The sequence below is a fragment of the Pantoea sp. C1E2 genome (assembly GCF_056491465.1).
Genome location: NZ_JBSZHT010000002.1, coordinates 3,488,934 through 3,513,711 on the forward strand (window position 1 = coordinate 3,488,934; position 24,778 = coordinate 3,513,711).

Below are 24,778 nucleotides of genomic sequence, written 5' to 3' on the forward strand. Positions count from 1 at the left end.
CAGAGGAACACTGATATCTCGCATGATTCGATGGAAAGTTCTGCCTGTGCCTGTTTACAACCTATATTGCAGTATTTCAACAACTCGACTTTTCATCTCTCATCCTTAAGACATTTTCTGTGGTGATAGCGGTACTAAAAAATACCCGCTACCAGAAAAAGATACAGTGTCATATCCATTAAAACAGAGGCGACTCACAACTTTCATCGGCTTGCCTTTAGGGCCTCCAGGCTGTGCACATAGCAGCATGACTTAAAATGCTCATTTTTCGCGCCATCCAAACCCGATGATTCAATTAAGGTTATTCCTGGAGCCAATTCGAGTTGAGCGTGCCATTGTTAACTACGCTCACAACTCATAGAGCGATTGATGAGGGAATATTTATGAAAAAGACAATTATTGCTGTATCTGCCCTGCTGCTGGCTTCTTCGGCTTTTGCCGCCACTACACATGCAACTGACGAAACCGTAGCGAACGCGCAAGCGGGCGCCAATACCGCCAAAGAGAAGCTGCATCAGGCGCAGCATCAAGGCGAAGAGCAGCAGCTGAAAGCTAAACACGCTGTTCAAGGTAAAAGCGACAGCACCAGCAGTAAGGTGAGCGAAGGCGCACAGAAAGGCTGGAACAACACCAAAGAAGGCACTGAAAAAGGTTGGGATGCCACCAAAGAAGGTGCCAACAAAGGCTGGAATAAAACCAAAGAAGGTGCCAGCGATCTGAAGAAGAAAGTGACTGAATAATTTCTTCTGAAGTCATCCAGAAAGGCCGCGATTGCGGCCTTTTTTGTTTTTACCACTTTGCGTCCGGCGCGATATCGACTTACACTTCGCCCAACACTCATTAACCATTTTCTCTCATGTCTGACACCTTCAAACGCCAACCTATTCCATTACCTAACGGCCAGAACAAAGTGCTGTTGCACTCATGCTGCGCGCCGTGCTCGGGTGAAGTGATGGAAGCGATGCTGGCTTCCGGTATCGATTACACCATCTTTTTCTACAACCCAAACATTCATCCGCTGAAAGAGTATGAGCTACGTAAAGAGGAGAACATCCGCTTTGCCGAGCAGTTTGGTGTGCCCTTCGTGGATGCCGATTACGATAAAGACAACTGGTTTGATCGGGCGCGTGGCATGGAGTGGGAACCGGAGCGTGGCGTTCGCTGCACCATGTGTTTCGATATGCGCTTTGAACGTACTGCACTTTACGCGCATGAAAATGGCTTCCCGGTGATCACCAGCTCGTTGGGCATTTCGCGCTGGAAGGACATGAAGCAGATCAATGACTGCGGCGTGCGTGCGGCAGCGCACTATCCCGATATGCTGTATTGGGATTTTAACTGGCGTAAAGGTGGTGGATCATCGCGCATGATCGAAATTAGCAAGCGCGAGCGTTTCTATCAGCAGGAGTACTGCGGCTGCATCTACTCACTGCGCGACAGCAATCGCCATCGCGTGGCCAGCGGGCGTGAACGTATTGAGATTGGCGTGCAATATTATCAGCCAGACGAATAAGGATATCGCCTGCTGGCATCGGTCAGCAGGCGCTTACTATCACCAGGCTAATTGCCTGCCGCTGAAATCAACGTAGTGATGTCCGCCCTGCCCGGCAAAACGGTTCATCTGCGCCACTAATCCCTGAGCACTTTCCACCGCAGTGATATCCGCATCATCACCACCCATATCGGTTTTCACCCAACCCGGATGCAGTGACAGCAAAGTTGTACCACGCGAATCCATCTGCTGAAGCAGTGCACGGCTCAGCATATTCAGCGCCACTTTGCTGGCTGAGTAGTAAGGGCGAAGCGCTTCCGCGTTTTCCGTCAGGCTGCCGAGACGAGATGTGGTGATGCCGAGCACACCCTGTTTTTCCGTCAGTAACGGTAACAGACCTTCCGCCATGCGCACGGGCGCAACACTATTGGTCATAAACAGCTGTATCAGTTCATCATCTGAGGTGGCGATCAATTCCATCGAATCAGGGCCGAGAATACCGGCATTGATCAGCGCGCGATCAAATTGCTCACCTTTGAGTTGCTGGAGTAACTGCTCACTCTGTGTGGCAATAGTGATATCCAGTGGCAGCCAGCGCAGTTTTTCATGCTGATAGGAAACGGTGGTGCTGCGATAAGTGGCGGTTACGTCCCAGCCATCGGCCAGCAGTTGCTGCACCACCGCCAGTCCAATCCCCTTTGAAGCACCGATAATCAACGCGCGTTTTGTTTGGCTCATTTTCACCTCAGAACTTTCTGATAACCAATCAGTGGATAATCAACAGCCTTTGAATTAAGTCAAATAACCGTTGATTCATGTTCAATATTCTATAATTTTATCATGTAGTTAAGACAAAACTGGTCTGCCTTAGCACGCTCACAATTAAGGATTGTTCATTCTTGCATCACTGTTTACGACTTTGTTAGAGTGCATTTTATGTTCACAGTGAGGAATGCGCATGGATGTTGCCCTGTTGCAGTCGCTTGATATTAACGGGCGTGAAAAATTTGATGAAGCAATCAGTGCTTTGCAGGGCGATATATCGACTATCGCCGCCCGCCTGTCTATCGATCCCCGCCTGCGAATTGAGTATTCGAAACTGATTAAGAAAATGGCCGATGACTTACGATTGCCAACCAAATGGGAGCAATTTGGTGAAGATGAAGCAGGTATTTAATCTTTCTCTTGCACCACAACATCCGGCGGCTGAAACCGCGCAGGCGCGAAGTGAATTAATTATTGATCAACAGCCCTGCGGCATCGTGATTCCCGGATCCGTGCTGGAGGCGGCCGTTGAAATTAACGCCGGAAGGTTTGTTTTGTTTGTCACGGATGGTATCTCGTATGAAGAGTCGCTGAGCATCGTGCTTTATCAACGCGGTGAAGGAGTGCAAGAAATCATTCACATCGAGAATGCCTACAGCTCAGGATTTTTCGAGCAGTGCGCAATTCATCAGGATCACATCGAATTTAAATTTCTCGGAGGAGCACGCTGGTCGCTGGAAGTGGCAGATGCGCCCAAATTTGCACTACCTTTCATTGGCGATCCTCAATTCGTTAAACGTAGCCCCGGATTCAAAAAGCAACTGCTCATCACGTCTCATGAAAAAAGGGCAGGATAACCTGCCCTTGGTTTCACTAACGAAACACCAACGTTAGCACGACAATCACCACCATCATTAACAGCAGATGGCACACCACTTTATTAAGATTCCGATTCCGCATAATGCCTCCATGGGGTTAGAACCACTGGCCGAAGCGTTTGATGTAGAGCATTTTCATGCCCTGTGCGACTACGCAGTAACCTAACAAGGTCGCGACCAGCCATGGGAAATAAGCCCATGGCAACGGCGTCAATCCCACCATGTGTCCCAATGGGGAGAATGGCAGCAGAATGCCGGCAATCATCACACACGCCGTAGTCAGCAGCACCGGCAGTGCAGCACGGCTCTGGATGAACGGAATTTTTTGTGTGCGCAGCATATGCACCACCAGCGTCTGGGACAGCAATCCTTCAACAAACCAACCTGACTGGAACAGTGACTGCATTTCCGGTGTGTTGGCAGCAAACACGTACCACATCACGGCAAAAGTCGTGATATCAAAGATCGATGATGTAGGCCCAATCCACAGCATAAAGCGTTTGATATTTCGTGCGTCCCATTTGCGCGGTTTGCGCAGGAACTCACGATCCATTTTGTCCCATGGCAGCGCCAGCTGAGACAGATCGTACATCAGGTTCTGAATCAGCAAATGAATCGCCAGCATTGGCAGGAACGGAATAAAGGCGCTCGCCACCAGCACCGAGAACACGTTGCCAAAGTTGGAGCTGGCGGTCATGTTCAGATACTTGATGATGTTGCCGAAGGTCTCGCGCCCTTTCATCACCCCCTCTTCCAGCACCATCAGATCCTTTTCCAGCAGGATGATGTCAGAAGACTCTTTGGCGATATCCGCCGCGCTGTCGACTGAAATCCCCACATCTGCATCTCGCAGTGCAGGCGCATCATTAATCCCGTCGCCGAGGAAGCCCACGGTGTGTCCCTGCTGCTGCAGCGCACGTAGAATGCGTGATTTCTGCAGCGGCGTCAGTTTGGCAAACACCGCGCTGTGCGCAGCCGCCTCAGCCAGTTGCTCGTCACTCATCATCGCGATCTGATCGCCAGTCACGATATCGCCACTGTCGATGCCCACCTGCTGGCAAATACGTGCGGTGACCACCGGATTGTCGCCGGTCAGCACTTTGACGCTGACGCCGTTGTCCCGCAGCGCGGTGATGGCTTTGGCGGCACTCTCTTTAGGCGGATCGAGGAAAGTGAGCAGCCCTTCCACGGTTAACCCTTGTTCATCTGCGACGCTCAGCGCCTGCTGCAAGCCCGGCTCCTCCAGTACACGACTCGCCACCAGCAATACACGGAAGCCTTGCTCGTTGTACTGGTGGGCCAGTGCTAACAATTCAGCGCGGCGCTTTTCATCCAGCGGCTGAACCAGTTTTCCTTCACGCTCAGCCGTAGCGATGCTCAGCATCTCTTCCACGGCGCCTTTGCAGATCAGCATTTGTTGATTCAGACGACGATCGCGCACTACAACAGAAACGCGGCGACGCACAAAATCAAACGGCAGCTCATCCACTTTGGCGTAATAGTCGCCCATGTCCGCCGTTACACGATCCTTGCCGTACCGCAAAATCGCGCGATCCATCAGGTTTGGCGTGCTGCTCTGATAGTGGCTGTTGAGCCAGCTCAGCATCAACACGCGAGAGTTTTCTACCCCAGCGCAATCCAGATGATGCTCAAGAATAATGTTGTCCTGGGTCAGCGTGCCGGTTTTATCGGTACACAGGATATCCATCGCACCGAGGTTTTGAATCGCGTTCAGCCGTTTCACAATCACTTTGCGGCGTGACATGGCAATCGCGCCTTTCGCCAGATTCGAGCTGACAATCATCGGCAGCATTTCCGGCGTCAAACCCACCGCCACCGCCAGCGCAAACAGCGAAGCATCCAGCCAGTCACCTTTGGTTAGCCCGTTAATCAGCAGCACTACCGGCACCATCACCAGCATGAAGCGGATCAGCAGCCAGCTCACGCTGTTCACACCGCGATCAAAAGCGGTTTGGGTACGGTTGCCGACAATCGATTTCGCCAGACTGCCGAAGTAGGTTTCGCCACCGGTTGCCACCACCACGGCTTTGGCGCTGCCGCTGGAGACGTTGGTGCCCATCAGACATACGCTGCCGAGTTCCAGCAGAGAGGTGCCCTGCTCGCTGGTGCCTGCGCCCTTACTGGTCACGTTACCTGTGACGTCATATTTCTCTACCGGCAGAGATTCACCGGTGAGAATCGCCTGGCTGATAAACAAGTCACGCGAATCCAGCAAACGTACGTCGGCAGGCACCAGATCGCCAGCAGACAGATAGATAATGTCTCCGGGCACTAAAGTGGCAATATCCACTTCCTGTTTAGCCGGTGGCTGCTGCGCAGATTCCCGGCGCAGCACGGTGGCGGTCGTGCGCACCATGGATTTCAATGCCTGCGCGGCTTTATTGGTACGGAACTCCTGCCAGAAGCGCAGCAAACCGCTGAGCGTTACCATCGTCACAATGATGATGACACCGGTCAGATCGGTCTCCTCGCCTTTACGCAGCGGCAGGACGTAATCAGTGAAAAAGCTCACCGCCGCCAGCGCCATCAACACATAAATGAACGGGTTGTTAAATGCCCGAATCAGCTGAATCAGCGCGTGCGGCGCTTTATCATGAGCCACCTGATTGCGGCCATAAACCTCCAGACGCGCTTCGGCTTCACGTTCGCTCAGGCCCAGTGCGTCACTGCGCAGGCGAACCAGGGTTTCATCGGCGGTGAAACCCGCTTCGTCTTCAATCAGATAGCGCGGCGTTTTCTGACGCTGCGGGCGTGCGTTGCTCCAGGCTTTTTTGTCCTGGTTGAGTTTCATGTCAGTCATAATGACATTCCTCTATTCTTTTTTACGGCAATAAATATCCCTGCACGTTAAGCACACATTCAGGGAGAAACTTAATTAACGGTTTAGCGTTAGCTTATTAAAAATAGCCTGTCGGGAATTTCCATATCACCTCCCGGAAATAAAGCGCGAAGAAAATCGCTCGTTAATATAACGAGTGAATAACAGATTCGATGTTCAGACGTGCGCAGTTATGCGGAGGTCATCCGTTTAACGCGCAGCAAAATTCTGCACGCTGAAGATCAGCGCGCGCATCGAGGCGGAGGGAAAAGTGCGTTTAAAATCATGTGCATGATAAGATCCCCACGGGCATCAACCCGCTACTGTCGTTTAAAGGGGAACAATCATCAGAAAGGAGAGAGGATTGCTGCCCGCCGTGTTGGCAAGCAGCGACAAAAGAATTCGCGCGTCAGCTTGCCTTGTGTTGCCATCTAAAAGGGTGACTGTCCAACTGAATTCTCCTGTTTGAAGTTGGCGCCATTATATTCCTGAAGAATTTGAAGTAAAGTTAATTATTTCCGTTCAGCAACGAGTTTAATTTCCGTTGTGATTTGGTTGATGTAAGGACCAAAATTAGCGAGTCTGTAACACAGCACAGTGCGATAACAATAACTGCATATTTAACAGGCTTATAACCGAACCACCGCGCTTAGAACCGTAAAGCATATGCATAGCCATAAATTGACTATTCTTCATTACGGCGCTCTCGTAAACTCGCGTTACTTTTTTAAGGCAAGGAAACAACATGAAAAAAATTATTCCCTCACTGCTGGCGTTATCGCTGGTAGCCGCCTTCTCCGCTCAGGCCGCAACACCCAAGGATACGCTGGTGATTGCGCAGTCGACTGATGATGCTGATAGCTTCGATCCGGCGCAGGGCTTTGAACTCACCACAGTGCAAGCATTCACCAACATCTATCAGCGTTTGGTTCAGTCGGATCCTACCAACCCTACCGATCTGAAGCCGACGCTCGCCACCTCGTGGACACCAGGCAGTGATAACCGCAGCCTGACCTTTGAACTGCGCAAAGGCGCGCAATTCGCCAGCGGCAATCCGCTGCGTCCGGAAGATGTGATCTTCTCGCTGGGTCGCGTGGTGAAACTTAACCTTGATCCTTCCTTTATCCTGACGCAGCTCGGCTGGAATAAAGACAACGTCGATACCTTCCTGAAGAAAGTCGATGACAACCATGTGCAGATCAGCTGGAGCGCCAACGTCAGCCCGGCCTACGTACTGAGCCTGCTATCGGCCCCAGTCTCTTCAATTGTGGATGAGAAAACCGCGCAGGCGAACGCTAAAAACGGCGACTTCGGCCACGCCTGGCTAGGCACCAACTCAGCCGGTAGCGGCCCATATCAGATTCGTAAAGTGGTGCTGCATGAAGTGGTGCTGCTGACCGCGAACCCGACCTCACCGGCGGGCGCACCGAAGCTGAAGAATATCCTGATCAAGAACGTGCCAGAGCCAGCTGCGCGCCGTCTGCTGCTGGAACAGGGCGATGTGGATATCGCCCGTAACCTTGGCGCGGACCAAATTGCAGCGCTGAAAGGCAAAGCGGGCGTGAAGACCGAAGCGATTCCGATGGCTTCGCTGTACTACATTCAGTTCAACGTCGGTGAAAATCCCGTGCTGAAGAATCCAGCCCTGTGGGAAGCAGCGCGATACCTGTTCGACTATAAAGGCATTGCTAACGACTTGCTGAAAGGCCAGTTTGAAGTGCATCAGACCTTCCTGCCAAAAGGTTTCCTCGGTGCGCTTAACGACACGCCGTTCACTTACGATCCGGAAAAAGCCAAAGCGATTCTGAAGAAAGCAGGATTAACCAACGTTAGCTTTAAACTCTCGACCAGCAACCAGCCGCCGTACCTCGACATCGCGCAAGCGCTGCAGGGCAGTTTTGCCAAAGGTGGCGTGAAGGTAGAAGTGCAGCCGGGCCTGAGTTCTGAAGTCTCTACTCGCGTGAAAGCGCATCAGTACGAAGCCACGCTGAACGCCTGGGGAGCGGATTACTTCGATCCGAATACCAACGCCGCATCGTTCGCCTACAACCCGGAAGATGGCAGCAAAACCATCGCTTACCGCTCTGACTGGCACATTCCCGAGTTGAGCAAGCAGACGCTGGCCGCCACCGCCGAATCCGACAGCAACAAACGCGTTGAGCTGTATCAAGCCATGCAGCGTGAAGTACTGAAGAACTCGCCGTATGTGATTGGCTTGCAGGCACGCAACCTGATTGCGCTGCGCGATAACCTGCAAGGCTATGTGCAGGGGATTAACCCAGACATGGTGTATTACTCGCAGGTTTCTAAGTAATGGCAGTGTCTGCTTCACAGGCCGGGTTCGCCCGGCCGCTCTGGCAACGCTTCAGCCGCCTGGTCACCAGCCTGTTATCGCTGCTGGTGACCTTGATTGGTTTGTTAGCGTTCACTTTCATGTTGTCGCACCTGTCACCGGTTGATCCGGTGCAACAGATCGCGGGCGATCATGCCAGCGAAGCCACCTACACGCAGGTGCGTCACGATTTGGGTCTGGATCAGCCGGTATTGGTGCAGTTCTGTCGCTATATCAGCCATCTGGCGCAGGGGAATTTAGGGCTTTCGCATCTGACCAATCAGCCCGTCAGCGCTGATTTGATGCGCACCTTCCCCGCCACCATTGAACTCGCCACCTGTGCGATGATCTTTGCCGCGGTGTTTGGTATTGCCTTAGCGTTATTGGCTGCGTGGAAACCGGGCAGCATTATCGATAACGTCGCACGTTTTATTTCGCTGCTTGGCTATTCGGTGCCGGTATTCTGGCTGGGTTTGCTGGGCTTGCTGCTGTTTTACGCCGTGCTGCACTGGTCTGCTGGGCCGGGACAGCTGGACGATATCTGGATCTACACACTGGAGCCGAAAACCGGTTTCGTGCTGATTGATAGCTGGCTGTCCGGCGATCCTGAGATGTTCCGAAATGCGATTGCCCATCTGTGGCTGCCGGTGGTGATCCTTGGTTTACTGGCGATGGCCGGTATTACGCGTCTGCTGCGTGCCGCGCTGTTGGAAGAGAGCAGCAAAGAGTATGTGATTCTGGCGCGTGCCAAAGGTGCAAGCCGCAGCCGCATCCTGCTGCGCCATATCTTCCCCAACGTGCTGGGTACGCTGATCACGGTGATCGCCCTCTCCTACGCCACGCTGCTGGAAGGTTCGGTGTTAACAGAGACGGTATTTGCCTGGCCGGGTGTCGGGCGCTATATGACCAACGCGCTGTTTTCCTCTGATACACCAGCGATTCTCGGCTCGACCCTGCTGATTGGCAGCTGCTTTATTCTGCTCAACGCCGTGGCCGATGCTCTCACCTGGTTAACCGATCCGAGAACCCGATGACTCAACAACTCTCTGAACTGGAAACAGTTCGTCCGCGTCGCCGCCGCGCGCGCGTGACTTCACTGACCATCGGCCTGACGCTGGTGGTGATTGTAGTGGCGATGGCGCTGTTTGCCCCGCTGCTGGCACCCTTTGACCCTAACGCGCAAGTAATCGCCCAGCGTTTGCAGGCCCCTTCCGCACTGCACTGGTTCGGCACTGATGGCTTTGGCCGTGATTTGCTGTCACGCGTGATCTACGGTGCACGCCCGACGCTGCTGCTGGTGTCTCTGATTCTGGTGCTGACCATTCCGGTGGGTCTGCTAATCGGGATTACCGCTGGCTACGTTGGCGGCTGGACCGAACGCGTGCTGATGCGCATCACGGATATCTTCCTGTCGCTGCCGAATCTGGTGATCGCGTTAGCGCTGGTCGCCATGCTCGGTCCGGGATTGATGAATGGCGCGCTGGCGCTAGCCTTAACCAGTTGGCCACCGTTTGCCCGTCAGGCGCGTGCGGAAACCTTAGCGCTGCGCCGCAGTGACTATCTGGCGGCTGCGCGTATGCAGGGCATCACCGGCCTGCGCTTGATGTTCGGCCATATTCTGCCGCTGTGCTTGCCGACGGCCGTAGTGCGTGCGGCACTGAGTCTCGGCGGCATCATTCTCTCTGCAGCGGGACTCGGCTTCCTCGGCATGGGCGTGCAACCGCCGACAGCTGAATGGGGTTCGATGGTGGCAGAAGGCAGTAAAGTGATCTTCGACCAATGGTGGGTCGCCGCTGCACCGGGCGGTGCGATTCTGTTCGCCAGCCTGGCGTTTAACCTGACAGGCGATGGCCTGCGCGACCGACTGGATACCCGTCATGCCAAATGATCTGTTAATTGATGCGCAAGGACTGACCATTCGCAGCGAAGATGCGCTGCTGGTGGATAATATCGCCTTCCAGATTGGCCGCGAGCGCGTGGCGCTGGTGGGTGAGTCCGGTTCGGGTAAATCACTGACTGCACGTACATTGATGGGCTTGCTGTCGCCAGCATTGCAGTTGCAGGCCGATCGCTTGCAGGTGGTGGGTGCCGATGCCCTCAGCCTGCGTGAACGTGACTGGATCGCCCTGCGCGGCGGCAAAGTGGCGATGGTGATGCAGGACCCGAAATATGCCCTGAATCCGACGCGTACTATCGGCTGGCAAGTGGAAGAGCCGCTGGTGCTGCACCGCAAAATGAGCCGTGCCGAACGCAAAGAGAAAGTGTGCGAGATGCTGGATGCAGTGGGTTTGCCCGAGCCACGCCAGCTGATGAAACGTTATCCTCACCAACTCTCTGGCGGCATGGGACAACGCGTGATGCTGGCGATTGCCCTGATCACCGATCCTGAACTGCTGATTGCCGATGAACCGACCTCGGCGCTCGATCATGCAATGCGCGATCAGGTGCTGGCGCTGATTCGCCGTTTGGTAGAACAACGCAATATGGGCTTACTGCTGATCAGCCACGATCTGCAACAGGTCTCGGAGCACTGCGACCGCGTGATGGTAATGTACAAAGGCAAATTGCTGGATACGCTACCTGCGGCACAACTCTCCAATGCGACCCATCCTTACACCCGCACGCTGTGGTCCTGTCGCCCGAGCAAATCCACGCACGGTGAACGTTTACCGGTGCTGGATCGCGCTGCGCTGGAGGCCAGCAATGATTGAGTTAAACAATCTGAGCGTGTCGCATAAACAGGGCTATGAACTGCGCACTGTAGTGCACGACGTATCCTTGCAGGTGGCGGCGGGCGAATGTTTCGGTTTGGTGGGACCATCGGGCTGCGGCAAGTCATCGTTGCTGTGGGTGATGGCCGGACTGAATCCCTTCTGGAGCGGCAGCATGCAGCTGGCAGGCACCGATGTGCAGCCAGGTAAAGCCTTTACTGGCCCGCTGCGACGTGATGTGCAGATGGTGTTTCAGGATCCCTATGCCTCACTGCATCCACGTCATCGCCTGCGCCGCACGCTGGCAGAACCTTTGAAGATGCTAAAGCGCGATAATATCGACGACCGCATCAACGACGGTTTCCGCCATGTTGGGCTGGATCCGGCACTGGCGGATCGTTATCCGCATCAGCTTTCCGGCGGGCAGCGTCAACGCGTGGCGATCGTGCGCGCGCTACTGCTGGAGCCGAAGATCCTGCTTTTGGATGAGCCAACCTCAGCACTGGATATGTCAGTGCAGGCGGAAATTCTGAATCTGCTGAATGATTTGAAGCAGAATGACGGGTTGACCATGGTGCTAGTGAGTCACGATCCCGATGTGATCGATCACATGTGCGACCGCGCGGCCCATATGGCATTGGGTCGGATTGTTGAAAGGGTAAATTAACTTCGTCCTATCGCGGCGCAATATATTGCTGGTCTTTAAACTGACCGCGATACAGCGCGCCGCTTTCAGCCGTTTATGAGCAGAGGGAACATCAATATGACGGTGAAATTACGTCCGCTGGAGCGGGAAGACCTGCGTTTTGTGCATCAGCTCGATAACAATGCCAGCGTAATGCGTTACTGGTTTGAAGAGCCGTACGAAGCGTTTGTCGAACTCTCAGACCTGTATGACAAACATATCCACGATCAAACTGAGCGCCGCTTTGTGGTTGAACATGACGGGCAAAAAGCCGGATTGGTGGAGCTGGTCGAGATCAATCACGTACACCGTCGCGCTGAATTTCAGATCATTATCGATCCGACACAGCAAGGTAAAGGTCTGGCCACTAAGGCTGCTAAATTAGCGATGGATTACGGCTTTTCGGTGCTGAATCTCTACAAACTCTATCTGATTGTCGATCAGGAGAATGAGAAAGCGATTCACATCTACACCAAGTTAGGATTTGAAGTGGAAGGTGTGCTGAAGCACGAGTTTTTCATCAATGGCGAGTATCGCAATACCATTCGTATGTGCATTTTCCAGCAGCAATATCTGGCGCAGCATAAGTCCGGTAATGCGATGTTGAAGCCAACAGCACAGTAATGAAAAGCTGGCTCTAAGCAAAGCGGTGCATTGTACGCGCGCCTGTCAAGCAAGCGCGATACATCGCGCCGCTATCTGGATTTAATTTACCCGCCGCGCGCACCCACCACGTTCATGCGTGGCTGCGGATGCTCTGGTTTCAGGTCATACATGCCGCCATAGAACGGATCGACCAGCAGCCAGCCGGGGAAGCCCAATAACGGGATGTTGCCCAGCAGATACCAGAGGTTGGCGCTGGCCTCGATTGGCAGCGTCACCGGCACATAGCCCGGGCTCTCCAGCATCACCTGATAGTGTTTTTTACCAAAGTAATTGCCGGTGGATTTCGCCAGCTGGACGGTTTGTGGCGTGTAACCCTGCGCCACCGCGCGGCCGGTTTCATCCTGCACGGTGAAACGCGCGCCTTGCGGCACAGAATCGATTTTTACCGGCTGCGTTTCCGTGCCGACGATGGTGGCACAGCCGCTCAGCAGCAATGCAGTGGCAGGAAGAAGGTGTCGCAGGTTCATGGCAGGTCCGCTATAGAATCAGATAGGACAGTCTAAACTGCCCTATCCTGCTTTTCACTCGCCTCAATCGCGCTATCAGTGCTGCTTTTCTGGCCTTTATTGCGGTTGACAACAGGCGGCAATCGCCGCGATATCCTGCGGTGTGGTACGGCAACAGCCGCCAATCAGCCGTGCGCCCGCTTGTTGCCACTCAGGGAATTTATCCTGCAGCGTGCAGCCCGATGGCGCCGAGTGCCAGGTTTTACTGCTGGCATCGTACTGCTCGCCGGAGTTGGGATAGACCAGCAGCGGCTTCGCACACAGCGCCTGCAGGGTTTGCAGCGCGGGTGTCACACTCTCCAGCGCCACACAGTTAATGCCAATTGCTACCACCTGCGATGCCGCATTGACCAGTTCAACGACCTGGCTTAATGGCGTGCCGTCGCTGATGTGTTGCGCATCACGCAGCGTGAAGGAGAACCAGGCGCTGCTGTCCGGGAATTCGGCCAGCAAACTCACCAGCGCCTGCGCTTCGGCAAACGACGGCAACGTTTCACACGCCAGCAGATCCACGCCTGCGTCCAACAGCGCCTTGACGCGTGGGCGATGGAAATCTTTCATCTCCGCCTCTGGCAACGCGTAATCACCACGATACTCTGCTCCATTGGCAAGATAGGCACCGTAAGGACCCACGGAACCCGCCACCAGCAGCGCTGCTGTACTGCCTGACGCAGCACGATAATCATCACGCGCACGCTGTGCCAGTTTCACGCTCTGAGCAATCAGCGTGAGCGCTTGCGCCTCATCCAATCCACGCGCCGCAAAACCCTGCGGCGTGGCCTGATAGCTGGCAGTAATCGCCACATTGGCGCCGGCAGCAAAATAGTCGTAATGCACCTGATAAATCAGCTCAGGGTTCTCCACCAGCACTTTGGCAGACCAGAGCGCATCGGCCAGATTGCAGCCGCGCGCTTCAAGCTCAGTGGCCAGTGCGCCATCCAGAATCAGTGTGTCGTGTTGGGTTAGCGCCTGCGCTACCGGGTTAAGCGACATCGTTGGCCTCCTGAGCCTTTAGGTTACGTCGATGCGTCACATGGTATGCGCCATAGCAGAACAGCACAAACGGAATGCCACACCACAGCGCAATACGCTGTGACGGATCGAACGCCAGGCCGACACACGCCAGCAGGCACAGCAGGAAACCAAGAATCGGCGTCAGCGGATAAAGTGGCGCACGATATGCCAGATCTTTCAGCGTACCGCCCGCCGCCAGATGGCGACGACGGAACACGTAATGCGAGGCACAGATACTCAGCCACACCGCCACCACAGCAAAGCCAGAAATGGCTGACAGCGCGACAAACACCGTATCCGGCGCAATGACGCTGGAGAACAGGGCCAGTAAGCCGCCCAGCATACTGATGGTGAGCGCCAATACCGGGACGCCACGGTGGTTCACCCGCGCAAAGCAGCGCGGCAGGGTGTTCTCATTCGCCAGCGACCACAGCATCCGTCCCGATGCATACAAGCCCGAGTTAGCGGCGGAGAGGATCGCAGTGAGGATCACGAAATTGAAGATATCGGCCGCGTAGGGAATGCCGATCTTCTCGAACACCAGCACAAACGGGCTTTTAACGATGCCCGCTTGATCCATTGGGATCAACGCCGCCAGCACGAATACCGTACCAATAAAGAAGATGATCAATCGTGCCACGGTGGTGCGGATCGCCAGCGGCAGGGCTTTTTGCGGTTGTTCGGTCTCCCCTGCGGCGATACCAATCAGCTCAGTCCCTGAAAAGGCGAAGTTCACCGCCACCATAGTCATCAGAATCGGCAAGGTGCCGTGCGGCAGCCAACCTGAGGCGGTCAGGTTACTCAGGCCTGGCGCGGCACTGCCATCCTTCATCGGGATAAAGCCAAACATCGCGCCCGCACCAAGAATGATAAAGGCAATGATGGTGACCACTTTGATGATGGAAAACCAGAACTCCCCTTCCGCGAAGAACCGCGTGGAGACGATATTCAGCATATAGATGGCGATGCAGAACACCAGGCACCACAGCCACACGGGCGTGGTCGGGAACCAGTACTGCATGCAGAATCCTGCGGCCGTCAGGCTGGAGCCGAGCGCCACCGTCCACGTCAGCCAGTAAAGCCATGCCACGGTATAGCCGGTTGCCGGGCTGAGATAACGCGCAGCATAGACATGGAAGGCACCGGTTTCCGGCATCGCCACGGCCAGTTCGCCAAGGCACACCATCACCAGCCACACCACCAACGCACCAATCAGGTAAGCCAGCAGCGTGCCCGCCGCACCCGTTGTCGAGATGATATAGCCGGTATTGAAGAACAGTCCGGTGCCGATCACACCGCCCAATGACAGCATCACAAGATGCCGCACTTTCATGGTGCGCTTGAAGTTTTCCTGCGAGGGTGTTTCCTGCTGTTGCATGGTTTTTATCCGTATGGACGTCTGAACATCTATATGGACACAGGGTTATACGCGCCAGCGTGTCAATTTGCAACGTGGCAAAGGGTAAGGGTTTTTAAACGAGGGTGTGCGGCCCCGCGCTAACGGGGCACCACATCAGGCGCCAAATACGCCTTGTAGATAGCGCTCAAGCGCAATACGCGAGCTAAAACCGTGAGGAATACCGTAGTGTTCCTGGGATTCACCCATCAGATAAAGCGGGAACTGCGTGTAGTGATCGCAGGTTTTCATTTCTGAGGCGGGATCGGCAAAGTGCTGACTTTTCTCTTTCAGCGTAGGGTGAATGATCAATGCGGTGCGGCCCATGCGCGCTTCGCGATTGACGTAGACATAACTTTCACCACGACGATAACCGTAGATTTTCGGCGTCAGGGTGTCCATTTCGAACCCTGCTTTTTCCAGTACGCGCGCTACCTCATCCGGACGTAAATACATGCTTGCTCCTCTCTTCTCACAGCCCCGCAACCTTACAACAGCCCGACATGCAGGACATTCGGAATTTCCCTAAAGCCTGGCATACGCCTGCGTTTAGTCACGTTTCGTCTACACTAAGTATTACTTGTTAAATCAAAGGGAGCGAAAAAATGTTTAATCGAGTAAGCAAAAACGATGACATTGATATTAATCAGGATGTGAATGAGCTGGCAGATTCGCTCGAAGCATTACTTAAATCTTATGGCAGCGAAGCCAAAGATGAAGTGGATAGCGCACGCAGTAAAGCACAGTCGCTGCTGAAGCAGACCCGCGCAAAACTGAACAGCGGCAACAGCCGTGTTTCTCAGGCAGCGCGTGACGCCAGTCATCAGGTCGATGCCTATGTGCATGATAAACCCTGGCATGGCGTAGGTGTCGGTGCAGCTGTGGGTCTGGTGCTAGGTGCGCTGTTGATGTCGCGCCGTTAACCGTCATTAGCGTTTAAAGAGAGCCTCGCGATTGCGGGGCTTTTTTGTGCCTGCCGCAAATGAAAGCGTACAAAATTTGACCTAAATTTTACCTCCCTCGCCTTTACAAAAAAATTTTCGGGCCTGGAAGGCGCATGATTTCTGGTGTTAGCGATTATCCGAAGATTAAAATACAAAATCCCTATATCTGGTGGGCTTGACCGTCACGAGCACTACATCTAGTATTCAACCCATCAACTCGCTACCAGATGTCGTCAAGGACGAAGTTCGCTGCAAACAGGATTTTGCTTCGTATCTCGCATCCAGACCGCAATCAAAGGGAAATACGAATCATGCGCATTATTATTTACACTAAAAACAATTGTGTCCAGTGCAACGCGACGAAGAATGCCATGGACCGTAAAGGTATCGACTATCAGCTGATCAACCTCGATACCCAACCAGAAGCCATTGATAACCTCAAATCCCTCGGTTATCGCCAGGTGCCTGTTGTCATGACGCATGATGACCACTGGAGCGGCTTCCGCCCTGACAAAATTGCCAGCTTGCGCCAGCTCGCTGCTGTCGGGGGATAAGCGATGTTCCCACTGGTGTACTTCTCTAGCCAGTCGGAAAACACGCACCGATTTATCACTCGTCTGGGACTGCCTGCTTGCCGCATACCGATTGATGGCAAGCAGCGCCTCAATATTGATCAGCCCTTTATTCTTGTGGTGCCGAGCTACGGCGGCGGCAGTGCGCGAGGGGCAGTCCCCAGACAAGTGATTCAATTCCTCAATGATGACGCTAACCGACGCGGTATCCGCGGGGTGATTGCTGCCGGTAACCGCAACTTTGGTGAAGGCTATTGCCTGGCAGGCGACATCATTGCGCAGAAATGTCAGGTTCCTTATCTCTACCGCTTTGAGCTGATGGGAACCCCCGACGATATCGCTAATGTAAAAGCGGGAGTAACCCAATTTTGGCAACGACAGACACCCTGAACAGCACGCAGCTGGATTATCACGCGCTCAACGCGATGCTGAACCTGTATGACGCCGATGGCCGCATTCAGTTCGAGAAAGATCACGAGGCTACGCGCCAGTTCTTCCTGCAGCACGTGCAGCCCAACACCGTACAATTTGCCTCTGCTGGCGACCGCCTGCGTTATCTGGTGGAGGAAGGCTACTATGAAGCCACGGTGCTGAATCAGTACGACTTCAATTTCCTGTGCCAGCTGCACGATGAGGCCGACGCCTGGGGTTTCCGTTTTCACACCTTCCTCGGTGCGTGGAAGTTCTACACCAGCTACACGCTGAAAACCTTCGACGGTAAACGCTATCTCGAAACCTTCGAGCAGCGCGCCTGCATGGTGGCGCTGACGCTGGCACGTGGCAATGAATCGCTGTCACGCGAATTGCTGGCAGAAATGCTCAGTGGCCGCTTCCAGCCTGCCACCCCAACCTTCCTCAACTGCGGTAAGCAGCAGCGCGGCGAGTTAGTCTCGTGCTTCCTGCTGCGCATCGAAGACAATATGGAATCGATTGGGCGTGCGGTGAACTCGGCGCTACAGTTGTCAAAACGCGGCGGCGGCGTGGCGTTCCTGCTCTCTAACCTGCGTGAATCCGGTGCGCCGATTAAGCGTATCGAAAACCAGTCTTCTGGCGTGATTCCGGTAATGAAGATGCTGGAAGATGCGTTCTCTTACGCCAATCAGCTCGGTGCACGCCAGGGCGCGGGCGCGGTGTGGCTAAATGCGCATCACCCCGATATTTTCCGCTTCCTCGATACCAAACGCGAAAACGCTGACGAGAAGATCCGTATCAAAACGCTGTCGCTGGGCGTGGTGATCCCGGATATCACCTTCCAGCTGGCGAAAGAGAATCGCGATATGGCGCTGTTCTCGCCTTACGACGTTGAGCGCATTTACGGCAAGGCGTTCGGTGATATCAGCATCAGCGAGTTGTATGAAGAGATGCTGGCCGACGATCGTATCCGTAAGACTTACATCAAGCCGCGTGATTTCTTCCAGACGCTGGCAGAAATTCAGTTTGAGTCAGGCTATCCGTACATCATGTACGAAGACAGCGTGAACCGTCATAACCCGATTGCCGGTCGCATCAATATGAGCAACCTGTGCTCAGAGATTTTGCAGGTTAACAGCGCCAGCGAATTCTATGACGATCTCAACTATCGCCGCGTGGGTAAGGATATCTCCTGTAATCTCGGCTCGCTTAACATCGCGCATGCCATGGATTCCCGCAATCTGGCGCAAACCGTTGAAACCGCAGTGCGCGCATTGACGGCGGTTTCAGAGATGAGTGAGATCAACTCGGTGCCGTCGGTTGCCGAAGGTAATCGCCGTTCACACGCGGTGGGCCTGGGTCAGATGAACCTGCATGGCTACCTGGCGCGTGAAGGCATGGCTTATGGCTCGGAAGAAGCGCTGGATTTCACTAATCTCTACTTCTACTGCGTGACTTATCATGCGGTGCGCACGTCGAACCTGCTGGCTCAAGAACACAAACAGAGTTTTGATGGCTTTGAGCAGTCTCAGTACGCCAACGGCCACTACTTCGATAAGTATGTGGATCGCGCCTGGCTGCCGCGCACCGCGCGTGTGGCACAGATTTTTGCCGATGCAGGCATTGCATTGCCGACGCAGGCAGACTGGCAGGCATTGCGCGAATCGGTGATGAAACACGGCTTGTTTAACCAGAACTTACAGGCGGTGCCGCCAACCGGTTCGATCTCGTACATCAACCATGCCACATCGAGTATTCATCCGATCGTGTCGCGTATTGAGATCCGTAAAGAAGGTAAAACCGGCCGCGTTTACTATCCGGCACCCTTTATGACCAACGAGAATCTGGATCTCTATCAGGATGCGTACCAGATTGGTCCGGAAGCGATTATTGATACCTACGCCGAAGCCACGCAGCACGTCGATCAGGGCCTGTCTTTGACGCTGTTCTTCCGCGATGACGTCACCACACGTGACATCAACAAAGCGCAAATTTATGCGTGGAAGAAAGGCATCAAAACACTCTATTACATCCGTCTGCGCCAGATGGCGCTGCAAGGCACCGAAGTCCAGGGCTGTGTCTCCTGCTCATTGTGATGAAAACTATGCAACTTAAACAAATTCAAGCGATTAACTGGAACCGAATCCAGGACGACAAAGATCTCGAAGTGTGGAACCGTCTGACCAGCAACTTCTGGCTGCCGGAAAAAGTGCCGTTGTCGAACGACCTGCCAGCGTGGCAGTCGCTGGACCACCAGCAACAGCAGCTGACCATCCGCGTATTTACCGGTTTGACGCTGCTCGACACTATCCAGAACGTCATCGGCGCGCCGGGCCTGATGGAAGACGCCATCACGCCACATGAAGAAGCGGTGCTATCGAACATCAGCTTTATGGAAGCGGTGCATGCGCGTTCATACAGTTCGATCTTCTCCACGCTGTGCAACACCGCCGATGTCGATGCGGCATACCGCTGGAGTGAAGAAAACGAAGCGTTGCAGAACAAGGCGAAGATTGTGCTGGAGCACTATCGCGCCGAAGATCCGCTGAAGAAGAAAATCGCCAGCGTATTCCTGGAATCATTCCTGTTCTACTCCGGTTTCTGGCTACCGATGTACTGGTCAAGCCGTGGCAAATTAACCAACACCGCTGACCTGATTCGTTTGATTATTCGCGATGAAGCGGTGCACGGATATTACATCGGTTACAAGTACCAGAAAGCACTCGAAAAAGTCGATGATGCGCGCCGCGAAGAGTTGCAGCAATTTGCCATCGATCTACTGCTGGCGCTGTATGAAAATGAAGTGGTGTACACCGAAGCCTTGTATGCCGACGTGGGTTGGGCAGAAGAAGTGAAAACCTTCCTGCATTACAACGCTAACAAGGCGTTGATGAATCTGGGCTACGAAGCACTGTTCCCGTCAGAACTCACCACGGTGAATCCGGCGATTCTTTCTGCTTTGTCGCCGAATGCCGATGAAAACCACGATTTCTTCTCCGGCTCTGGCTCCTCGTATGTGATGGGGAAAGCGGTGGAAACCGAAGATGAAGACTGGAATTTCTAACTGATAAATCTCCGCGGGAGCGCGTTGTGGCTCGCTCCCGTCACGCCCTGATATTCCCCCGCATCACTGCTCAATATTTTCCGGTTATTTCACCTTTTTGACTTCATTATTTTGTCATTTTAGCGCCATCTATTTGTCCAATATATCGCCCACTTAAACGCAATTTATTCCCGTTTCATCGATCATTTACTGTGAAACCGGGTTAATTTCACAAAAAATTCAGAAAAAATTGATTCAGCCTCATCCCTTGTGAGCACTGGAATTATCGCCGATCTGAGCTATGCCATTCGCGTCAATATTCCCATTTAGGGTTGTCAGATATTCTCACTATGCTAGGTTATAGGGCGCTTAAATTTAATCGAGACCACAACAAGAAATAGTCAAACATTTAACCGGGAATTTAATTACTGCATGGCAATTAAACTTGAAGTAAAGAATTTATATAAGGTATTTGGGGATCACCCAGAAAAGGCCTTTAAGCTGATTGAGAAAGGAGAAAGCAAGGAGAGTATTCTTGCCAAAACCGGTCTTTCAGTCGGTGTTAAAGATGCCAGTCTGGCCATTGAAGAAGGCGAGATCTTCGTCATCATGGGGCTGTCAGGTTCAGGCAAGTCCACCATGGTTCGCCTTCTCAATCGTCTGATAGAGCCCACTCGCGGCCAGGTGATTATTGACGGTGTCGATATTGCTAAAATATCGGATGCTGAACTGCGTCAGGTGCGCAGAAATAAGATCAGCATGGTATTCCAATCTTTCGCCTTAATGCCGCATATGACGGTGCTGAATAATGCCGCTTTTGGCATGGAATTAGCGGGCGTCGATGTGCAAGAGCGTCAGGAAAAAGCGCTGGAAGCATTACGTCAGGTAGGGCTTGAGAATTATGCTCACTCCTACCCTGATGAACTTTCTGGCGGTATGCGCCAACGCGTTGGATTAGCCCGCGCATTGGCGATCAATCCGGATATTTTATTGATGGATGAAGCCTTCTCCGCGCTCGATCCACTGATTCGTACCGAAATGCAGGATGAATTAGTCAAACTGCAGGCGAAACATCAGCGTACCATCGTATTTATTTCCCACGATCTCGACGAAGCCATGCGTATTGGCGATCGCATTGCCATTATGCAGGGCGGTGAAGTGGTACAGGTCGGCACGCCGGATGAAATTCTCAATAATCCCGCCAATGATTATGTGCGCACCTTCTTCCGAGGTGTCGATATTAGCCATGTGTTTAGCGCCAAAGATATTGCTCGTCGTAGCGCTGGTGCACTGATTCGTAAAGCGCCCGGTTTTGGCCCGCGTTCCGCCATCAAGTTGCTGCAGGATGAGGATCGCGAATATGGCTATGTATTGGAAAAACAGAAGTTTGTCGGCGTGGTCTCCACCGATTCATTAAAAGCGGCACTGGCTGCAGGTGAAGGTCTGGATAACGCCCTGCTTGAGACGCCGTTAGCGGTTCCTGCGGATACCTCACTGAACGATTTGCTCTCCCACGTTGCACAAGCACCCTGCGCGGTGCCAGTGGTCGGCGAAGACAATCAATACGTCGGTATCATTTCCAAAAGCATGCTTTTGCGCGCTTTAGATCGTGAAGGAGCCCAGTCATGAGTGAACAAACCAGCAATCCGTGGGATAGCGCCAGCCAGACCACCCAGCAACCCGCGACGACAGATTCAAGCGCGGCAGCCAGCAGTAGCGATCCCTGGGGCGGCAGCACCGCACCCGCAGACAGCAGCGCCAGTAGCAGTGGTGCTACTTCTGCCGCCAATGGTGGACATGATGCCGCCAGCAGTGCAGGCAGCGGTTCCGCTGATGCCTGGGGCGATCCTTCAGCGGCCAGCGGCGGACATGATGCCGCCAGCAGTGCAGCAAGCAGCAGTGACTGGCTCAACAGCGCGCCTGCTCCTGCACCTGAGCATTTCAATATCATGGATCCATTCCATAAAACCTGGATCCCGCTCGACAGCTGGGTAACCGAAGGCATTGACTGGGTCGTCAGTCATTTCCGCCCGGTGTTCCAGGGTATTCGTGTGCCGGTGGATTACATCCTCAGTGCATTCCAGCAGATGCTGCTTGGCATGCCTGCTCCAGTGGCGATTGTGGTGTTCGCGCTGATTGCCTGGCAGATTGCCAGCCCTGCGATGGGGATTGCGACACTCATCTCGCTGATTGCGATTGGTGCCATTGGCGCATGGTCTCAAGCGATGGTGACACTGGCGCTGGTGCTGACCGCCCTGCTGTTCTGCATCATCATCGGCCTGCCGCTGGGAATTTGGCTGGCGCGCAGTGAACGCGCGGCACGCATTATTCGTCCGTTGCTGGATGCGATGCAGACCACGCCGGCCTTCGTATATTTAGTGCCGATTGTGATGCTGTTTGGTATCGGCAACGTGCCGGGCGTGGTGGTGACCATTATCTTTGCGCTGCCACCGATGGTGCGTCTGACCATTCTTGGCATTAAGCAGGTGCCCGCCGATTTGATCGAAGCAAGTGAATCCTTTGGTGCCAGCCCGCGTCAGATGCTGTTCAAAGTGCAGCTGCCGCTGGCGATGCCGACCATCATGGCCGGTGTGAACCAGACGCTGATGCTGGCGCTGTCGATGGTGGTAATTGCATCCATGATCGCCGTAGGCGGTTTGGGTCAGATGGTGTTGCGCGGTATCGGTCGTTTGGACATGGGTCTGGCAACCGTCGGCGGTGTCGGTATCGTGATTCTGGCGATTATTCTTGATCGTCTGACGCAATCCGTCGCCCGAGATAGCCGCAGCCGTGGCAATCGTCACTGGTACAACACTGGTCCAATTGGCCTGCTGATGCGCCCCTTCAGTAAAAAAGCCTGATTTCTATGGACGGCCCAGCGTGGCCGTCCGTCTCCGACGCAACACGTAAAATAAGGAATGACTATGCGCAAGACAGCTCTATTCGCCGCCGTCCTGACGACGTTCGCCGCGACGCACGTGTCCGCCGCCGACCTGCCGGGTAAAGGCATTACCGTTAAACCTCTGCAGAGCACCATCGCTGAGGAAACCTTCCAGACGCTGATTGTCAGCCGCGCGCTGGAGAAACTGGGCTACACCGTTGAGAAGCCGGGTGAAGTCGATTACAACGTGGCTTACACCACCATCGCGGCCGGTGATGCCACCTTTGTCGCCGCTAACTGGAAGCCACTGCATGACGACATGTATAAAGCTGCCGGTGGCGACAACAAGTTTTACCGTGAAGGCACCTACGTTGGCGGCGCTGCCCAGGGTTATCTGATCGATAAGAAAACCGCTGAGCAGTATCACATCACCAACATTGAGCAGCTTAAAGATCCTAAAATCGCCAAACTGTTCGACAGCAACGGTGACGGCAAAGCCGACATGACCGGCTGTACGCCGGGCTGGGGCTGTGAAGCCGTGATCAACCACCAGAACAAAGCCTATGGCCTGGCTGATACGGTGACTGCCAATATGGGTAACTACTCGGCGATGGTGGCCGATACGCTGGCGCGTTATAAGCAAGGTAAACCTATCCTTTATTACACCTGGACACCTTACTGGCTGAGCGATGTGTTGAAGCCAGGCAAGGATGTGGTATGGCTGCAGGTGCCGTTCTCTTCCCTGCCGGGCGAGCAGAGCAAAGTGGATACCAAATTGCCAAACGGTAAGAACTACGGTTTCCCAGTGAACACCATGCATATTGTGGCCAACAAAGCCTGGGCTGAGAAAAACCCGGCAGCGGCGAAACTGTTTGCTGAGATGAAATTGCCAATCACCGATATCAACTCAGAAAATGCGGCGATGCATGCGGGTCAGGCTTCTGAAGCTGACATCAATCGTCACGTCGATGGCTGGATCAAAGGCCATCAGGCTGAGTTCGATAAGTGGATTTCCGACGCACAGGCAGCGGCGAAGTAATCTCCTTACCCTTACAGAGCGGCCTTTTGGTCGCTCTTATCTACAATCCCCACACTTTTCGTGCGTTATAGCGCACTGGTACGTCCTGTCAATTAACACACCATTGAAATAATTTTTTGGGTTACTATTACCCATAAATGATTATCTACGTTTTTCGTCCGCTATGAATGCTGCTACGCCGAGACTCATCTCAGCTCTTTCTGGGGTTAAATCCTCTCAACGAATGCAATTCATCATTTTAGCGGGTACGGTATTCCTGCCGAAATGTTACATTTAAGTTAATTAACCCATTGATTTAGCGGCGTAATACTTTCAGTTAAAGTGTTTAGAAAACGTAAAGACCAGCCCAATCACATGAGTGAGACTATTCATTGATGATTGAGTTTGTTATGGTTAGCAGCACAGTTATTCACCAGAGTTATTTTTTCTCGCGAAATTATTTTTTCTTAAAAATATTTCATGATGTGAATTGATGACAATGTAACCATCCTGCATGGCACGTTGTCAGGGCGAAGCGCCCAGGGTTACGGAACGACCTGGAACGCCAGATGTTGACAATGTGATCGTGCGAACAATCACTGGCGGAAAATATGACTACGCTTAA

Annotated in this window: 24 protein-coding genes; 18 read left to right on the forward strand and 6 right to left on the reverse strand. The window is 53.5% G+C overall.

Features of this window, described 5'->3' with window-relative positions:
- Positions 1-383: 383 nt before the first annotated feature.
- A complete protein-coding gene (locus ACXI0A_RS16670) occupies positions 384-740 on the forward strand; it encodes a hypothetical protein (protein ID WP_224930440.1) in 357 nt (118 codons plus the stop codon).
- Positions 741-856: 116 nt separating this feature from the next.
- Entirely contained in the window at positions 857-1,513 is a 657-nt protein-coding gene (locus tag ACXI0A_RS16675; protein ID WP_476147623.1) for an epoxyqueuosine reductase QueH, read from the forward strand.
- Between the two features lie 39 nt (positions 1,514-1,552).
- Here the strand turns inward: ACXI0A_RS16675 and ACXI0A_RS16680 are convergent, their stop codons facing one another.
- Entirely contained in the window at positions 1,553-2,230 is a 678-nt protein-coding gene (locus ACXI0A_RS16680) for an SDR family oxidoreductase (protein WP_476147622.1), read from the reverse strand.
- Between the two features lie 220 nt (positions 2,231-2,450).
- Between ACXI0A_RS16680 and ACXI0A_RS16685 the strand changes: the two genes are divergently transcribed.
- Together ACXI0A_RS16685 and ACXI0A_RS16690 are read left to right on the forward strand one after the other, a co-directional pair.
- Complete coding sequence (locus ACXI0A_RS16685; protein ID WP_476147621.1) at positions 2,451-2,669, forward strand: hypothetical protein; 219 nt, start codon at positions 2,451-2,453, stop codon at positions 2,667-2,669.
- Positions 2,647-3,114 carry a hypothetical protein gene (locus ACXI0A_RS16690; RefSeq protein ID WP_476147619.1) on the forward strand — a complete coding sequence of 156 codons (468 nt, stop codon included), beginning with the start codon at positions 2,647-2,649 and terminating at the stop codon, positions 3,112-3,114. The genes ACXI0A_RS16685 and ACXI0A_RS16690 overlap by 23 nt, the downstream gene beginning before the upstream one ends.
- Before the next feature lie 118 nt (positions 3,115-3,232).
- On the opposite strand, the gene mgtA is transcribed toward ACXI0A_RS16690, so the two are convergent.
- The gene (mgtA, locus tag ACXI0A_RS16695; RefSeq protein ID WP_476147618.1) at positions 3,233-5,956 is read right to left on the reverse strand and encodes a magnesium-translocating P-type ATPase; all 2,724 of its coding nucleotides are present in this window, start codon (positions 5,954-5,956) and stop codon (positions 3,233-3,235) included.
- A 763-nt stretch (positions 5,957-6,719) separates the two neighbouring features.
- Between mgtA and ACXI0A_RS16700 the strand changes: the two genes are divergently transcribed.
- The 6 genes from ACXI0A_RS16700 to speG all read left to right on the forward strand — a co-directional run bounded on the left by ACXI0A_RS16700 (position 6,720) and on the right by speG (position 12,326).
- Positions 6,720-8,288: an ABC transporter substrate-binding protein gene (locus ACXI0A_RS16700; RefSeq protein WP_224930429.1), complete on the forward strand. Its 1,569-nt coding sequence runs from the start codon at positions 6,720-6,722 to the stop codon at positions 8,286-8,288.
- On the forward strand, positions 8,288-9,340 hold the full coding sequence (locus tag ACXI0A_RS16705; RefSeq protein ID WP_476147616.1) for an ABC transporter permease subunit: 1,053 nt from the start codon (positions 8,288-8,290) through the stop codon (positions 9,338-9,340). The genes ACXI0A_RS16700 and ACXI0A_RS16705 overlap by 1 nt, the downstream gene beginning before the upstream one ends.
- On the forward strand, positions 9,337-10,194 hold the full coding sequence (locus tag ACXI0A_RS16710) for an ABC transporter permease (protein ID WP_224930424.1): 858 nt from the start codon (positions 9,337-9,339) through the stop codon (positions 10,192-10,194). Before ACXI0A_RS16705 ends, ACXI0A_RS16710 begins: the two co-directional genes overlap by 4 nt.
- Positions 10,184-11,017 (forward strand): ATP-binding cassette domain-containing protein, encoded by an 834-nt coding sequence (locus ACXI0A_RS16715; RefSeq protein ID WP_476147615.1) that lies wholly within the window; start codon positions 10,184-10,186, stop codon positions 11,015-11,017. The genes ACXI0A_RS16710 and ACXI0A_RS16715 overlap by 11 nt, the downstream gene beginning before the upstream one ends.
- A complete protein-coding gene (locus tag ACXI0A_RS16720) occupies positions 11,010-11,684 on the forward strand; it encodes an ATP-binding cassette domain-containing protein (protein ID WP_476147613.1) in 675 nt (224 codons plus the stop codon). Before ACXI0A_RS16715 ends, ACXI0A_RS16720 begins: the two co-directional genes overlap by 8 nt.
- 96 nt (positions 11,685-11,780) lie before the next feature.
- Complete coding sequence (speG, locus tag ACXI0A_RS16725) at positions 11,781-12,326, forward strand: spermidine N1-acetyltransferase (protein WP_224930417.1); 546 nt, start codon at positions 11,781-11,783, stop codon at positions 12,324-12,326.
- Between the two features lie 86 nt (positions 12,327-12,412).
- On the opposite strand, the gene ACXI0A_RS16730 is transcribed toward speG, so the two are convergent.
- The 4 genes from ACXI0A_RS16730 to ACXI0A_RS16745 all read right to left on the reverse strand — a co-directional run bounded on the left by ACXI0A_RS16730 (position 12,413) and on the right by ACXI0A_RS16745 (position 15,740).
- Positions 12,413-12,835, reverse strand: coding sequence for a hypothetical protein (locus ACXI0A_RS16730; protein ID WP_224930412.1), 423 nt, complete (start codon positions 12,833-12,835; stop codon positions 12,413-12,415).
- Positions 12,836-12,931: 96 nt separating this feature from the next.
- The gene (gene mmuM / locus ACXI0A_RS16735; protein WP_476147610.1) at positions 12,932-13,867 is read right to left on the reverse strand and encodes a homocysteine S-methyltransferase; all 936 of its coding nucleotides are present in this window, start codon (positions 13,865-13,867) and stop codon (positions 12,932-12,934) included.
- On the reverse strand, positions 13,857-15,266 hold the full coding sequence (gene mmuP, locus ACXI0A_RS16740) for an S-methylmethionine permease (protein ID WP_476147609.1): 1,410 nt from the start codon (positions 15,264-15,266) through the stop codon (positions 13,857-13,859). Before mmuP ends, mmuM begins: the two co-directional genes overlap by 11 nt.
- 135 nt (positions 15,267-15,401) lie before the next feature.
- Complete coding sequence (locus ACXI0A_RS16745) at positions 15,402-15,740, reverse strand: DUF2002 family protein (RefSeq protein WP_224930403.1); 339 nt, start codon at positions 15,738-15,740, stop codon at positions 15,402-15,404.
- Positions 15,741-15,889: 149 nt separating this feature from the next.
- On the opposite strand from ACXI0A_RS16745, the gene ACXI0A_RS16750 reads away from it, so the two are divergent.
- From ACXI0A_RS16750 to proX, 8 genes are all read left to right on the forward strand, one after another.
- Positions 15,890-16,207, forward strand: a complete 318-nt coding sequence (locus ACXI0A_RS16750; RefSeq protein WP_224930400.1) for a DUF883 family protein — start codon at positions 15,890-15,892, stop codon at positions 16,205-16,207.
- Positions 16,208-16,539: 332 nt separating this feature from the next.
- Positions 16,540-16,782, forward strand: a complete 243-nt coding sequence (locus ACXI0A_RS16755; protein WP_038645282.1) for a redoxin NrdH — start codon at positions 16,540-16,542, stop codon at positions 16,780-16,782.
- A gap of 3 nt (positions 16,783-16,785) precedes the next feature.
- Entirely contained in the window at positions 16,786-17,190 is a 405-nt protein-coding gene (nrdI, locus tag ACXI0A_RS16760; protein ID WP_084936498.1) for a class Ib ribonucleoside-diphosphate reductase assembly flavoprotein NrdI, read from the forward strand.
- Positions 17,169-19,307: a class 1b ribonucleoside-diphosphate reductase subunit alpha gene (gene nrdE / locus ACXI0A_RS16765; protein ID WP_476147606.1), complete on the forward strand. Its 2,139-nt coding sequence runs from the start codon at positions 17,169-17,171 to the stop codon at positions 19,305-19,307. Before nrdI ends, nrdE begins: the two co-directional genes overlap by 22 nt.
- An 8-nt stretch (positions 19,308-19,315) precedes the next feature.
- Entirely contained in the window at positions 19,316-20,275 is a 960-nt protein-coding gene (gene nrdF / locus ACXI0A_RS16770; RefSeq protein ID WP_224930395.1) for a class 1b ribonucleoside-diphosphate reductase subunit beta, read from the forward strand.
- 411 nt (positions 20,276-20,686) lie between these two features.
- Positions 20,687-21,883: a glycine betaine/L-proline ABC transporter ATP-binding protein ProV gene (gene proV, locus ACXI0A_RS16775; RefSeq protein WP_476147604.1), complete on the forward strand. Its 1,197-nt coding sequence runs from the start codon at positions 20,687-20,689 to the stop codon at positions 21,881-21,883.
- Positions 21,880-23,115 carry a glycine betaine/L-proline ABC transporter permease ProW gene (gene proW, locus ACXI0A_RS16780; protein WP_224930392.1) on the forward strand — a complete coding sequence of 412 codons (1,236 nt, stop codon included), beginning with the start codon at positions 21,880-21,882 and terminating at the stop codon, positions 23,113-23,115. The genes proV and proW overlap by 4 nt, the downstream gene beginning before the upstream one ends.
- Positions 23,116-23,178: 63 nt before the next feature.
- Positions 23,179-24,174, forward strand: a complete 996-nt coding sequence (gene proX, locus ACXI0A_RS16785; RefSeq protein ID WP_224930390.1) for a glycine betaine/L-proline ABC transporter substrate-binding protein ProX — start codon at positions 23,179-23,181, stop codon at positions 24,172-24,174.
- Positions 24,175-24,778: the final 604 nt, after the last annotated feature.